This is a genomic window from Serratia sp. AXJ-M, assembly GCF_046531865.1.
Lineage (GTDB): Bacteria > Pseudomonadota > Gammaproteobacteria > Enterobacterales > Enterobacteriaceae > Serratia > Serratia liquefaciens.
Map to the genome: position 1 here is coordinate 2,254,820 of NZ_CP059394.1, position 13,600 is coordinate 2,268,419.

General features: G+C 55.8%; 11 protein-coding genes and 1 other RNA gene. 1 reads left to right on the forward strand and 11 read right to left on the reverse strand.

Going from position 1 to position 13,600, the window contains the following annotated elements; genetic code table 11:
• The 9 genes from H0S68_RS10600 to H0S68_RS10640 form a co-directional block, all read right to left on the reverse strand.
• A complete protein-coding gene (locus H0S68_RS10600) occupies nt 1–786 on the reverse strand; it encodes a heme ABC transporter ATP-binding protein (RefSeq protein WP_142815294.1) in 786 nt (261 codons plus the stop codon).
• Entirely contained in the window at nt 779–1,783 is a 1,005-nt protein-coding gene (locus tag H0S68_RS10605) for a FecCD family ABC transporter permease (RefSeq protein ID WP_122079087.1), read from the reverse strand. Before H0S68_RS10605 ends, H0S68_RS10600 begins: the two co-directional genes overlap by 8 nt.
• Nucleotides 1,783–2,613, reverse strand: a complete 831-nt coding sequence (locus H0S68_RS10610) for a hemin ABC transporter substrate-binding protein (protein WP_046373706.1) — start codon at nt 2,611–2,613, stop codon at nt 1,783–1,785. Before H0S68_RS10610 ends, H0S68_RS10605 begins: the two co-directional genes overlap by 1 nt.
• Nucleotides 2,610–3,644 (reverse strand): hemin-degrading factor, encoded by a 1,035-nt coding sequence (locus H0S68_RS10615; RefSeq protein ID WP_262244246.1) that lies wholly within the window; start codon nt 3,642–3,644, stop codon nt 2,610–2,612. The genes H0S68_RS10610 and H0S68_RS10615 overlap by 4 nt, the downstream gene beginning before the upstream one ends.
• Nucleotides 3,645–3,707: 63 nt before the next feature.
• Nucleotides 3,708–5,789: a TonB-dependent hemoglobin/transferrin/lactoferrin family receptor gene (locus tag H0S68_RS10620; RefSeq protein WP_142815291.1), complete on the reverse strand. Its 2,082-nt coding sequence runs from the start codon at nt 5,787–5,789 to the stop codon at nt 3,708–3,710.
• Nucleotides 5,790–5,882: 93 nt separating this feature from the next.
• Entirely contained in the window at nt 5,883–6,074 is a 192-nt protein-coding gene (gene hemP / locus H0S68_RS10625; protein WP_170868563.1) for a hemin uptake protein HemP, read from the reverse strand.
• Between the two features lie 162 nt (nt 6,075–6,236).
• On the reverse strand, nt 6,237–6,722 hold the full coding sequence (locus H0S68_RS10630) for a glutathione peroxidase (RefSeq protein WP_020826646.1): 486 nt from the start codon (nt 6,720–6,722) through the stop codon (nt 6,237–6,239).
• A gap of 103 nt (nt 6,723–6,825) precedes the next feature.
• Nucleotides 6,826–7,872, reverse strand: coding sequence for a 3-deoxy-7-phosphoheptulonate synthase (locus tag H0S68_RS10635; protein WP_046373703.1), 1,047 nt, complete (start codon nt 7,870–7,872; stop codon nt 6,826–6,828).
• A gap of 194 nt (nt 7,873–8,066) precedes the next feature.
• A complete protein-coding gene (locus H0S68_RS10640; protein ID WP_017892646.1) occupies nt 8,067–8,888 on the reverse strand; it encodes a pyruvate, water dikinase regulatory protein in 822 nt (273 codons plus the stop codon).
• A 532-nt stretch (nt 8,889–9,420) separates the two neighbouring features.
• Between H0S68_RS10640 and ppsA the strand changes: the two genes are divergently transcribed.
• Nucleotides 9,421–11,799 (forward strand): phosphoenolpyruvate synthase, encoded by a 2,379-nt coding sequence (gene ppsA / locus H0S68_RS10645; protein WP_046373702.1) that lies wholly within the window; start codon nt 9,421–9,423, stop codon nt 11,797–11,799.
• Between the two features lie 106 nt (nt 11,800–11,905).
• Here the strand turns inward: ppsA and rprA are convergent.
• Nucleotides 11,906–12,016, reverse strand: an RNA gene (gene rprA / locus H0S68_RS10650) — antisense sRNA RprA.
• A gap of 260 nt (nt 12,017–12,276) precedes the next feature.
• The gene (gene ydiK, locus H0S68_RS10655; protein ID WP_020826650.1) at nt 12,277–13,377 is read right to left on the reverse strand and encodes an AI-2E family transporter YdiK; all 1,101 of its coding nucleotides are present in this window, start codon (nt 13,375–13,377) and stop codon (nt 12,277–12,279) included.
• Between the last annotated feature and the right edge of the window lie 223 nt (nt 13,378–13,600).

Sequence of the window (13,600 nt, forward strand, 5' to 3'; positions counted from 1 at the left end):
CTACTGGCGTAAATACACCTGCGGTAACGCCACTTCCGGGTGATGTACTACCCCCAAATCTGCCTGATACCAGCGGGTGAGTATTTCCGTCTGCAACACCTCCTGCGGCGTGCCCGAGGCGACCAATTGCCCCTGATGCAGCAATAAAATGCGGTCGGCATACAGCGCGGCCAGGTTGAGGTCATGCAGCACGCAGCACACCGCGATCGGCTGTTGGCGCGTAAGCGTGCGCAGCAACCTCAGCGTATGTTGCTGGTGGTAGAGATCCAGTGCCGAAGTCGGTTCGTCAAGGAACAGCCAGGACGGGGTGGGCTGTGGCTGCCAAAGTTGTGCCAGCACGCGGGCCAACTGTACCCGTTGCTGCTCGCCGCCGGAAAGCTGGCGATAATCGCGTTGGGCCAGTTCAAGGCAGTCGGTTTGCGCCATCACCTGTTGCACCGCATGCCGTGCATCGCGTTTGCCGTGCGGTGCCCGTCCCATGCTGACCACTTCCTCCACGGTAAAAGGAAAGGCCAAATCACTGTGTTGACGCATCACCGCGCGTACCTTCGCCAATTGCTGCGGTTGCCACTGTTCTAACGGTCGTCCCAGTAGCTGACATTCGCCGCAACCCGGAGCCAGATAGCCGGTTAACAAGCGCAACAACGTAGACTTACCTGCGCCGTTTGGCCCGATTATTGCCACCATTTCGCCGCTGGCGATACTGAGCGAAACGTCGTTTATCAGCCGACGTGAACCCAGGCTGTAACGCAATTGCTGCGCCGTCAGGCTTGAGGAGTTATCCACCCACACGCTCCCGCTGGCGCATCACCAGCCATAAGAAGTAAGGCCCGCCGATCAGGCTGGTCATCAACCCGACCGGCATTTCCGCCGGTGCTACCAGGGTGCGTGCCAGCGTATCGCTGACCAACAGCAGGCAGGCACCGCCCAACGCGGAGCAGGGCAACAGCCAGCGGTGGTCGCCGCCGAGGCGCATGCGTACCAGGTGCGGCACCACCAGACCGATAAAGCCAATCACGCCGCTCATCGCCACCGAAGCGCCAATCAACAAGGCGCTAAGCAACAGCAGTTGCAGCTTGGCGCGCTGGACGTTGACCCCGAGGTAATGCGCTTCTTCGTCCCCCAGTTGCAACAGATTCAGGCGACGCGCCTGTAACAGGGTCAGTAAGGTGGTCGGCAGGATCAGCGAAGCGCACACCACCAGCGTCGGCCACTGCGACTGGCTAAGGCTGCCCATCATCCACAGCGAGAACTGACGCAGCTGTTGGTCGTTGCTGAGGTAAGACAGCACGCCAATCGCCGCCATGCACAGGGCGTTGATGGCAATCCCCGCCAGCAGCAGGCGCGACAGGCTGCCGTGGCCGCTGCGGCTGATACCGTAGATCAACAGCGACACCAGCATGCTGCCGAGGAACGCCGCCAGCATATGGCCATACAGGGCAATCACCGGAGGCAACGCCAGAGGCATCACGATAATCAGCGCGACAAACAGCGCGCCGCCGCTGCTGATGCCCAGCAGGCTCGGGTCAGCCAGCGGGTTGCGAAACAACCCTTGCATGACGGCACCAGATACCGCTAATGCACAGCCGATCACCACCGCCAGCAGTACGCGCGGCAGACGGATGTTTAGCCAGATATGCCAGGCGGTGTCGCTGAACGGCTGTTGCCACAGAGTGCGAAACGACAGGGGCAATGCCCCCATATTGGCGGCACCCAGCGCCAGCAGCGCCAGTAACACCAGCAGGCCGGCAATCGCCACGCGTGGGGAAGTGCGACTGCGCATTACTTTTGCTCCGCCGCGTGGCGTAGTTTGGCCAACGCCGCCGGCGTTTCCAGCCCAAAGCCCAGCAGCGCCATATCGTCAACCACCAGCACGCGGTGGTTTTTCCCCGCTGGCGTGAGTGCGACGCCCGGCAAGTTCCACAATTGTTGTTGGCCACCGAGCGTTTTTATGCCGTCAGTGGTGACCAACAGCAGATCGGGCGCGCTGGCGATCACGCCTTCCTGCGACAGGGGACGATAGCGACTGAATCCCTGCATCGCATTCTTCAAACCTGCTGCCGTGATGACCGCGTCGGCGGCGGTGTGTTGCCCGGCGGCCATCGGCGTAATCCCCCCGTGGCTCATAACGAACAGGACCTTGACCGGCAGAGCATCGGTTTTCACCGCCGCCAGCTGTTGCTGATACCGTTGGCTCAGCTTTTTGCCTTGCTCGGTACGCTGCAACGCATTGGCGATTACCTCGATTTTCTCCGGCACGCTTTGCAACGTGGTATCGCCCGGAATGCGTACGATCTTAACGCCGCTTTCTTCCAGCTGTTTGAGCACCAGCGCCGGTTCGGCCAGTTCGGTCGTCAGCACCAGCGAAGGTTTCAACGCCAGAATACCTTCGGCATTAAGCTGACGCATGTAGCCGACATCCGGCAGCTTTTTGACGGCTTCCGGTTGCAGACTGGTACTGTCGCGCGCAATCACCTCATCGCCCGCGCCGAGTGCGAAGGCAATTTCGGTGACGTCACCGCCTATCGAGACAATACGTTCCGCCGCCGCAGCGGAGAAGGGTAACGCCAGCGCAATGCACAACGCCAGGCGACGGGTCAATGAGGGTTTCATGCGGCAATGTCCTTGGGTTCAAGCGCGGCAACCTGCTCACGCCACTGGGTTTGTTCCGGCTGGCCTTCGGTACGCTGGCCGTAAAGCTGGGCGATTTGCGTGCCGTCCGCGGCAAACAGCTCCAGGCTGGTGACAAAGCCGTCTTTGGTTGGCTTGCGGGTGATCCAGCTTTCGGCAATTGCGTCTTCGATCAGGTGCAGGGTGAAACGACGGTTAAACACGTTAATCCAGCCTTCCTGCGGCATCAGACGCTCGATCTGACCGGTGAAGATCTGCACGCAGCCGCGGTTGCCGACAAAAATCATGATTTCGTTTTGCAGATCCAACGCTGCGTTGAGCAACTGGGACAGGGCGCTGTTATCCACCCGGTAGGCCAAATCGTTGCCGACGGCCTTGAAGGCCTGCTGACGCGTCAGCTTATTGCGGCTTAACAACTGGAAGAACTGGTGAACATCGGTCATTTCACGCCATTCGCGGTCGATCTTTTCGTTGTCCGGTGCAGCGTTACTGACGGTGGCGTCCGGGGCTTTCAGTGCCAACGCCGGGTTTTCTGCACTCAGGTGGCGTTCCACCAGCGCCATCCAGGCGGCCAGGTCGGTTTCGTCGGTGGTGTACACCTTATGCAACGCATCACCCTGATGATCGAAGAACTGAATGCTGTGACGCACACCGCGCTTGTTGGTTTCGCTCATGGCGAAGGCGCTGGCCCACTGATTGAGGAACAGCCGCAAATCCAATTCGCGTGGGTTGAGGATCAGCCCCGCGTGGCCGTTCAGATGCTGGTTGAGGTAGCGCCCCATCTGCTCGTGCACCGCGTAGCTGTTACGGGTGATGGATTTGGTGACGCCAACCTGCTCCAGCTCGGTCAGCAGGGTGCGGGCATCGGCCTGCAGACGACGAGTATCCTGACCGACGCGAGCATGGGTCAGTTCTGCTTCGCTAACGCCAAGCAGCTCGGCCAGATCGCGCGCGTATTTGCCTGGGTTATCAATTTTTGCCTGCTGGTAGCGTTGGTAGAGGGTATTGCTCATTGATAGTTCTCCTGTGAGAGGTGCAATCGGCGGGCATTCGGGTTGCCCGCCGGATTCAAAACGTTACCACTGGTAGCTGACCAACAGTTTGGCGTTGCGGCCATCCTGCGGAATGCCCTGCGGCGAGTAGTATTCTTTGTCGAAGGCGTTGCCCAGCACCACGGTGGTGGTAACGCCCTGCAGACGATCGCGGCCTTTATAGCTCAGGTAGAAATCATTGACGCCGTAGCCGCCTTGCTCCGGTGTGCCGGTTTCTACACGGCTGGCGCGTTGGGCCAACGTCGCAACCCACCCGGTAGAGAGACCGGTTTCACCCAGCGGGATATCCAGCGTGCTGGTAACGGTGTCTGGATTGATGCTGTTTAACCATTCGCCGCTGGTTTCATTTTTTCCACGTGTTCGGTTGTATGCCAAATCCCAGCCAAAAATTGGCGTTTTATAGCTCAACATGGCATCCCAACCCCAGATCTTCGCACGATCGATATTGGTTGAGAAAGTGGTGCAACTGATGCAATAAGGGCCACGGGGACCACGTCCCAACTCCATGGTGACGTCGGTAGTGATGTAGTCTCGGGCTTTGGTGTCGAAGTAACTGGCTTTGAATTGCAGACTATCGTCAGCTAAGAGCAGATCGTCAAAGCGCAGCCCGAAACCATACTCTTGGGTGGCATTAGTTTCCGGTTTCAGATTCGGATTGGGTACCCAATTGTTGGTGATGGTGGTAGGTCCCATGGGAATAGAGAAATGTTTAGAGTCGTTATACATTTCACCCATGGTCGGCGCACGAAATGCCTGCGAGTAAGAACCGAACAACATCAGCCAATCGGTTGGCGTAATGCTGATAGCGCCACGAGATGACCACTTGTCAGCATCCACATCCGCATAGCCCTCGCTTGAGCCTTTGTAGTTATCGTAACGAGTCCCGGCAAGCAGGGTCACCGGCAGGTCTCGCAGGGTAATTTCATCTTGTAACCAACCGGAAGCAAAGTTGATTTTCGCTTGGGGGAAGCTCTCTGTTGCACCGCCCGGCGTTTGTTCCTGCTTGTAAGCTTCACTGCCATAGGTAAACAGATGAGAAGCGAAGGTATCAGCAAACAGGCGGGTGCGGTTTTCCAGTTTCGCGCCACGGGTAGTTTGTTTACGCGCCTCGTCTTCGTTGCCATGAGTGTGGGCATTGATCTCCACTTCGGAATAATAGACTTTGGCTACGGCGTCGAGCCAATCCTGACCCACCGGTTTAAGTTTATAGCTGAGTTGACCGTCACGCTGGATGCTTGAACGATCGGTCATCAGGTTACCGCTGCTGCTAGCGGACTCCTGCGGGTTTTTCGGTTCCTGCGCCCGATTGTTGTAGTAGCGCAGGTCACCACTTAATGATTGATTTTCATCAATCTTCCAGGTGCCTTTGGCCAGCACATTGCTGATGGTCTCGTCGTTGGGCGCGTCAAAACCGTTGCCCTGACGCAAATCCCCAACGTCGCGAGTGCCGAATGACAGCAGGCCGTCGAGGTTGTCGGTCTTGCCATAGGCGCTGGCGCCCATACCCAGGCTGTGATCGCCACTGCCCGCGGTGCCGTAAACCCGGAACCCGGTGTCATGACCTGGCAGCAGCAGATCGGCGGCATCCACGGTTTCATAAGCAATTACGCCGCCCAGTGCGCCACTGCCGTAAAGCAGGGCCGAAGGGCCGCGTACCACTTCAATGCGTTTTACCAGTGCCGGATCCAGGAAGGTGGCGCCAAGATGACCGGTATCGGTGCCCTGACGGATACCGTCTACCAGCGTCAGTACGCCGTTTTTACCGTAGCCGCGCATGAAAACATCTTGGCCATTGGTACGGCCGGTGCCATTGACGGTTATGCCCGGCACGCGGCGCAGCATATCAGCGGCGCTGGTGGCGGTCTGGCTTTCAGGGCTATTGCCTTCGATCACGGTGACCATCATCGGCGCTTCAAAACTGCTGCGTGCATTGCCGGTGGCGGCAACGGTCAGGGTTTCATCGCTGGCTTTACTTGTTTTAGCCGACACATCGCTGGAAGAAGAAGCCGTGTGGTTGGTTTGTGCAAAAGTCACCGTCGGCAGAGCGCAGGCAATCGCCAGACTCAATGCGGATAAACGCAGCCGGGTGTAAGGGATCAGAGGCATGTCGCAACTCTCCGTATGTTTTTAACATATCAATAGATTTGCTGGCTGCCTGGATCAATATCGATCGGGGTGGCTGGCGTTGAGGGATGGGTGTTATTTGGTCAGGATCAATTTCCCGGCTTTGGTCTGCCGCAGCTGGTAGCGCTGGCCCTGATGGATGATGATCGCCACGCCCTCGGCGTCGAGCAGCTGAGCGCTGTCGTAGCAGGGAGGCGAGGTCAGGCCACTCACCGCGGGGCTTACGGTTTTGGCAGGTAAGTCGTGATTGTGATTATCCATCGTCATGTGTTTATAAAACAGACAGTTAAATAGCAATTAATATCAAAGTGAGAATCATTATCATGTGAACGAAAGGTTACATCAAGGAAAATTTTCTTACCGATGGAACCTTTTTGTAGGAAGGGAAGGTGAGAGGGGCTGAAGGGGCTCAGCCCGTCTAAAACAAGGTTATTTCAGCAGGGTTTCAATGCGGTCGAACAGGCGCTCGGGTTTGGTGATCGGTGCGAAGCGTTTCACCCGTTGACCGTCGGCGGTCAGCAGGAATTTGGTGAAGTTCCATTTGATTCGCTGGCTGCCCAATACGCCCGGGGCAAGGCGTTTCAATTCATTGAACAGCGGATGCGCCCCAGGACCGTTGACCTCAACCTTGCTGAACAGCGGGAAGCTGACGCCGTAGTTCAGAGTGCAGAAGTTGGCGATCTCCAGGGGATTACCGGGCTCTTGGGAACCGAACTGATTGCAGGGAAAGCCCAGCACCATCAGCCCCCGTTCGCGGTAATACTGCCACAGGTTTTCCAGCCCACGGTATTGCGGCGTAAAACCGCATTTACTGGCGGTGTTAACCACCAGATAGGCTCGGGCGGGGAAATCCCCCAGCGTTTTGTGTTCCCCTTGCAGGGTGACGCAGGGGATGGATAACAGTGAGTGGATCATGTCGAGGTTCCAAATCCTTTCCAGGGAGACTGCGAGAATTGCTAACAGTATAGATGAGCGGATGACAGGAGAAAAAGCCGGGACGGGCGCCCCGGCTTTGGCATCAGAAGCGGGTATCTACCGCATCGGCCAGCATGGCCAGCAGCTGTTCGCTGTCGGCCCAGCTCAGGCAAGGATCGGTAATTGACTGACCGTAGGTGAGCGGTTGACCGGCCACGATTTTCTGGGTGCCTTCCACCAGGAAGCTTTCCGCCATCACGCCGGTCACGGCAGCAGAACCGGCACGGATTTGCTGGCAAACATTTTCTGCTACTTCCAACTGGCGGCGATGCAGTTTCTGGCAGTTGCCGTGGCTGAAGTCGATCACCAGGTGTTCCGGCAGGTCGAATTCACGCAGGCTGTCGCAAGCGGCAACGATATCAGTAGCATGGTAGTTCGGGGTTTTGCCACCGCGCATGATGATATGACCATAAGGATTGCCGCTGGTCTGATAGATAGTCATCTGGCCGTGTTTGTCCGGGGACAGGAACATGTGCCCGGCGCGCGCCGCACGAATGGCGTCAATGGCGATGCGGGTATTGCCGTCGGTACCGTTTTTGAAGCCCACCGGGCAGGAGAGCGCCGAGGCCATCTCACGGTGGATCTGGCTTTCGGTGGTCCGTGCGCCAATCGCGCCCCAACTGATCAGGTCGGCGATGTATTGACCGACCACCATATCGAGGAATTCGGTAGCGGTAGGCAGGCCGAGCTGGTTCACTTCCAGCAGCAGCCGACGCGCCATTTCGATCCCACGATTCACCTGGAAGCTGCCATCCAGCGCCGGATCGGAGATCAGGCCTTTCCAGCCCACCACGGTACGCGGTTTTTCAAAATAGGTGCGCATCACGATTTCCAGGCGATCCTGGTAACGTATGCGCAGTTGGTTCAGGCGGCCGGCATAGTCTACGGCGGCGTCGAGATCGTGTATCGAGCATGGGCCGATAACCACCAGCAGGCGGCGATCTTCACCGGTCAGGATTTTTTCAATGCGTTGCCGGGAGGCCGTCACGTTATCCGCGATTTCCGCCGAGATCGGCAACTTCTCCGCCAGTTCTTGCGGCGTGACAAGGCTGTCGATGCGCGCGGTCCGCAGTTCATCTGTTTTGTGCATGATTTTCTCTAAAGACTTTTCTTCGCTGCGGCAGGAGTGCCGGGAAGTGATGGCGATCACAATAACGTAAAAACCGATGAATTCAACCGGAGAAACTGTGTTCTGTTGATCAGAATCGCTAAAAAAAGCACAAAAAACGTCGCCAATGAAGAAATAAGCAGCACGCGGCAGGGGACCGGCCCACCGCGTGAAAACTAGAACATGCGGCGGCTCATGCCCAGAATGTCCAGAATTTTGGTCGAGATCTCCTCTACCGAATAATTGGTGGTATTGAGATAACGGATCTGATTTTTACGGAACAGCGCTTCCACCTCGGCAAGCTCCATTCGACACTGGCGAATAGAGGCATAACGGCTGTTTTCGCGCCGTTCTTCACGGATAGCGGCTAAACGCTCTGGATCGATAGTCAGGCCGAAAAGCTTGTGCTGAAACGGCTTCAGCGCGGCGGGAAGGTGTAAATTGTCCATATCATCGGCGGTAAACGGGTAGTTGGCGGCGCGGATGCCGAACTGCATCGCCAGGTACAGGCTGGTGGGGGTTTTGCCACAGCGTGAAACCCCGAGCAAAATCACCTGGGCCTGGTCGAGATTACGCAGCGAAATGCCGTCATCATGGGCTAACGTGTAGTCAATAGCCGCGATACGGGCATCATATTTACCGAGGTTGCTGGCCGTCAGGCCGTGGGTACGATTAGGGACCGGGGTAGGCTCCACCTCTAACTCACCCTGCAGCGGGCCGACCAGTGCTTGCACAATATCCTGACAAAACCCTTCGCTCTGGGTGATGACTTTGCGCACTTCCGGCGAAATGATCGAGTAAAACACCAGGGGCCGCACGCCGGTATCTCGATAGATATCATTAATCTGCTGACAGACTCCACGGGCGCGCGCCTCGGTTTCGACAAAGGGCAGCGTAAAGGTTGTGGCCTTCACCGGAAATTGAGACAGCACGGCGTGGCCCAAAACCTCGGCGGTGATCGCCGTGCCATCCGAAATATAAAAAACGCTTCTTTCCACCCGAGGCTCCTTACCTGAAACGGTGATGCAGTTATCGCATCTGCTTGCTCTTATCATGGGCTTGAGATGATCGAGCGGTAAAGGGGCGGGCAAAAAAAATGTGATAGTGAGGGCAGAGTCGTCGATTAATTTCGCCGATCAAGGAATAAGCTTTCGTCGGAGCGTTATTGATTGAAACGCTATTTTAAATTTTATGAAAAGCAGGGATTTCTTTTTCTTGAGGAATGGTTCCACAGAACGATGTTATTTTCACCAAAGTCATTAGTGATAATATGGTTTTTAAAAATCAAGTTTAAAAATTACTTAATTTGTTGAGATTTAAGCTATTAGTGCGACAGGGAACGATTCCATCCTCATTTTTCATTTCAGGAAGTTTTCCTAAAATCCATTTTCTTCGCCGGGTTGATCGATTCACCTTTCCATTTCCTATGGATCATTGTGCTAGTCTGATTCGGCACCGTTTTAGCGGCGCTGAGAAAGCAAGCGAATTAAATCCGTCTATACCCTACTGATAGCAATAAGGATTGTCTCGATGTCCAACAATGGCCCAGACTTGCGTAATGTGCTTTGGTACAACCAGCTCGGCATGCACGACGTTGACCGTGTCGGCGGCAAAAATGCCTCCCTCGGTGAAATGATCACCAATCTTTCCGATTTGGGCGTAGCCGTGCCAAACGGTTTTGCCACCACCGCGCAGGCGTTTAACGATTTCCTCGAGCAAAGCGGTGTTAACCAGCGCATCTATCAGTTACTGGATCAAACTGACGTTGACGACATTGCCCAACTGACCAAGGCCGGCGCGCAAATCCGTCAATGGATCATCGACACGCCGTTCCATGCAGAGTTCGAGCGCGAAATAAACCTGGCTTACCAGCAACTGGCCGACGGCGAGCCGGAAGCCTCTTTTGCCGTGCGTTCTTCCGCCACCGCAGAAGACATGCCGGACGCTTCCTTTGCCGGCCAGCAGGAAACCTTCCTCAACGTGCAGGGCATCGACGCCGTAATGGTGGCGATCAAGCACGTATATGCCTCATTGTTTAACGACCGTGCCATCTCTTACCGCGTGCATCAGGGGTACGATCACCGCGGCGTTGCTTTGTCGGCCGGCGTGCAGCGCATGGTTCGCTCTGACCTGGCGTCTTCCGGCGTGATGTTCACCATCGATACCGAATCCGGTTTTGACCAGGTGGTGTTTATCACTTCCGCCTTCGGCCTGGGTGAAATGGTGGTGCAGGGCGCGGTAAACCCTGACGAATTCTACGTGCATAAACCGACGCTGCTGAAAGGCAAGCCGGCTATCGTGCGTCGTAACCTCGGGTCGAAGAAAATCCGCATGGTGTACGCACCTTCGCAGGATCACGGCAAGCAGGTACAAATTGAAGACGTGCCAGAGCAGCAACGCAATCGTTTCTCTCTGACCGACGAAGAAGTACAGGGTCTGGCGCATCAGGCACTGCTGATCGAAAAACACTACGGTCGTCCGATGGATATCGAGTGGGCCAAAGACGGTCATACCGGCAAGCTGCTGATTGTTCAGGCTCGTCCGGAAACCGTGCGTTCCAACGAACAAACGATGGAGCGTTACCAGCTTAACGGTAGCAGCCCGGTGCTGGTGGAAGGGCGCGCCATCGGCCACCGCATTGGCGCAGGCCCGGTAAAAGTCATCCACAACATCAGCGAAATGGACCTGATCGAGCCAGGCGACGTGCTGGTGACGGACATGACCGACCCGGACTGGGAACCGATCATGAAAAAGGCCGCGGCAATCGTCACCAACCGTGGCGGCCGTACCTGCCACGCGGCGATCATCGCGCGCGAGCTCGGCATTCCTGCCGTGGTCGGTTGCGGTAACGCTACCGATCTGCTGAATGCCGGCCAGAAGGTCACCGTCTCTTGTGCGGAAGGCGATACCGGCTTTGTGTACAGCGATATGCTCGACTTCAGCGTGCAGAGTTCCGAAGTGACCGAGCTGCCGTCACTGCCGCTGAAAATCATGATGAACGTCGGTAACCCCGACCGCGCCTTTGACTTTGCGCGCTTGCCGAACGAAGGCGTGGGCCTGGCCCGGCTGGAATTTATCATCAACCGCATGATTGGCGTGCATCCGAGGGCATTGCTGGAGTTTGATCAACAGACTCCAGAACTGCAGCAGGAAATCAAGGCGCTGATGCAAGGCTACGACCACCCGGTCGAGTTCTATGTGGGCCGCCTGACTGAAGGGATTGCCACGCTGGGGGCGGCATTCTGGCCGAAGCGGGTGATTGTGCGCCTGTCTGACTTCAAATCCAATGAATATGCCAACCTGGTGGGCGGTGAGAAATACGAGCCGCATGAAGAGAACCCGATGTTGGGCTTCCGTGGCGCCGGCCGTTACGTCGCCGACAGCTTCCGCGATTGCTTCGCGATGGAATGCGACGCGGTAAAACGCGTGCGTAATGAAATGGGCCTGACCAACGTCGAAATCATGGTGCCTTTCGTGCGTACCGTAGCGCAGGCGGAAGCGGTGGTCGCCGAATTGGCGCGTCAGGGTCTGAAGCGTGGCGAAAACGGCCTGAAAGTGATCATGATGTGCGAAATTCCGTCCAATGCCCTGTTGGCCGATCAGTTCCTGGAACACTTCGATGGCTTCTCTATCGGCTCCAACGACATGACCCAGCTGACGCTGGGGCTGGATCGCGATTCGGGCGTGGTGTCTGAACTGTTTGACGAGCGTAACGAGGCGGTTAAAGCGCTGCTGTCGATGGCGATTCAAGCGGCTAAACGCCATGGCAAATACGTCGGTATTTGCGGGCAGGGCCCTTCCGATCATGAGGACTTCGCCGAGTGGTTGATGGAGCAGGGCATTGACAGCCTGTCGCTCAACCCGGATACCGTGGTGCAAACCTGGGTCAATCTGTCGAAGAAAAAGTAATTCTTCAGATTCCGCATTAACTCTAAAGCCGTAGCTCAGGTTACGGCTTTATTATTTCTGAATGTAAATAGAATGGATTTCGGCATTAATCTTGGCCAAAAAAAGAATAAAAAAAAGCCCATCATAGGAGACGGGCAAAGACTACACACAGCAATTCACATGTATGGCATTACATTGTTTGGAAATCTTGCTTTAAATCAGATGTTTGAAGCAAAAGATGGCAATAATACTAGATATTTAAACGAAATTAGTCATTAAGAATCATCCTAATCAAGATCCAGGTTCCCATTTATTTTAAACCTTGCTCAATTTTATCTTCAGGCTAAAAAGATGTATTCATGCGGTATGTTTAATTAATGCACGCTAGCCCGGCATTGAGGGGAACTTTATTAATTATCGCCGCGACGGATTGAAGTAAATGAGAATGGGTGTGGATAAAGAAAGGATACTGCCCGGGGAGCCGGGCAGAGATCCGGATTACATCTGTTCCAGGTCTTTGGCGACTTCTTCCAGATCGGTCGTCGGTTCCGGTGCTTCGTTCATCCAGGCGGTGAGCAAGCGATAAGACACCGCCAGCACCACGGGGCCGATAAACAGGCCAATCATGCCGAAAGCCAATAGGCCGCCGATAACACCGGACAAGATCAGCAGCATCGGCAGATCGGCACCCATGCGGATCAGCACCGGCCTCAATACGTTATCCAGCGTAGCCACCACGCAGCTCCAGACCAGCAGCACGGTGCCCCAGGTGGTATCACCGCTCCAGTACAGCCAGATAATAGCCGGCACCAGCACCAACAGCGGCCCCAATTGCGCGACACAGCAGATAAAGATCAGCACCGTCAGCAGGGTGGCGGCTGGAATGCCAGTCACCGCCAGGCCAATACCGCCCAATACCGATTGTACCAGCGCCGTCACCACCACGCCCAAAGCCACCGCACGGATTGCCTGACCACCCAGCACGACGGCAGCATCGCCTCGTTCGGCGCCAAGACGCGTTGCGAAGTGGCGAATGCCCAGGGCAACCTGCTCACCACGGGCATAGAGCAATACGCTAAACAAAAGCATCAGCGTGCAATGTAACAACAGGCGACCAATATGCGCCGCCTGCGCCACAAACCAGGTGGCGGTTTGGCCGAAGTAGGGTTGCACTTTCGCCACCAGGGCGGTGCCGCCGGCACTTACCAGCGTATGGTAGCTGTTATAAATCTTATCGCCGATCATCGGGATCGATTGCAGCCACGCCAGATCGGGAATATGCAGCTTGCCGGGGGTACTGGCCCAGGCAACCACGGGCGCGCTGTTGTCTACCACGCTGCTGACCAGCAGAGAAATCGGCAGGATGAACAGCAGGATCAACAGCAACGTCATGACCAACACGGCCAGCGAGCGGCGGCCCCAAAGTATTTTTTGCAGCTTGATCAGCAGCGGCCAGGTGGCGATAACCACCATGCCGGCCCAGGCGAAGCCGAGAATGAACGGTTGAATGACCCAAAAACAGGCGACGATCATAATGGCGATAAACAGCACGCCAAAAATAATCCGTGGCAAATCGTATCGGGACTGGGGGATTGTCATGAATGGGTTCTCATCCTGGTAAGTTAATTCCTTTGTTTAGATTAAGCATGGTGCATTTTCGTCACTTTTCATCATGCGCCGCACCTTTTATCGCGCGTCGTCTGACGACCTAATAATGTGCATGCCTTCACTAAACGAGTATGTTAGTTTTTATGCCTAATAAAAAGTAGGGTGGGTCTGAATAAAGGCCTGATTCAGCGTGCATAAGCGCATAAAAAATAGA

What these genes read in the sequence shown, in the direction of transcription:
- H0S68_RS10605 (WP_122079087.1), bottom strand. Translation starts at nt 1,783, where the DNA reads ATGCGCAGTCGCACTTCCCCACGCGTGGCGATTGCCGGCCTGCTGGTG.
- H0S68_RS10610 (WP_046373706.1), bottom strand. Translation starts at nt 2,613, where the DNA reads ATGAAACCCTCATTGACCCGTCGCCTGGCGTTGTGCATTGCGCTGGCG.
- H0S68_RS10615 (WP_262244246.1), bottom strand. Translation starts at nt 3,644, where the DNA reads ATGAGCAATACCCTCTACCAACGCTACCAGCAGGCAAAAATTGATAAC.
- H0S68_RS10620 (WP_142815291.1), bottom strand. Translation starts at nt 5,789, where the DNA reads ATGCCTCTGATCCCTTACACCCGGCTGCGTTTATCCGCATTGAGTCTG.
- hemP (WP_170868563.1), bottom strand. Translation starts at nt 6,074, where the DNA reads ATGACGATGGATAATCACAATCACGACTTACCTGCCAAAACCGTAAGC.
- H0S68_RS10630 (WP_020826646.1), bottom strand. Translation starts at nt 6,722, where the DNA reads ATGATCCACTCACTGTTATCCATCCCCTGCGTCACCCTGCAAGGGGAA.
- H0S68_RS10635 (WP_046373703.1), bottom strand. Translation starts at nt 7,872, where the DNA reads ATGCACAAAACAGATGAACTGCGGACCGCGCGCATCGACAGCCTTGTC.
- ppsA (WP_046373702.1), top strand. Translation starts at nt 9,421, where the DNA reads ATGTCCAACAATGGCCCAGACTTGCGTAATGTGCTTTGGTACAACCAG.
- ydiK (WP_020826650.1), bottom strand. Translation starts at nt 13,377, where the DNA reads ATGACAATCCCCCAGTCCCGATACGATTTGCCACGGATTATTTTTGGC.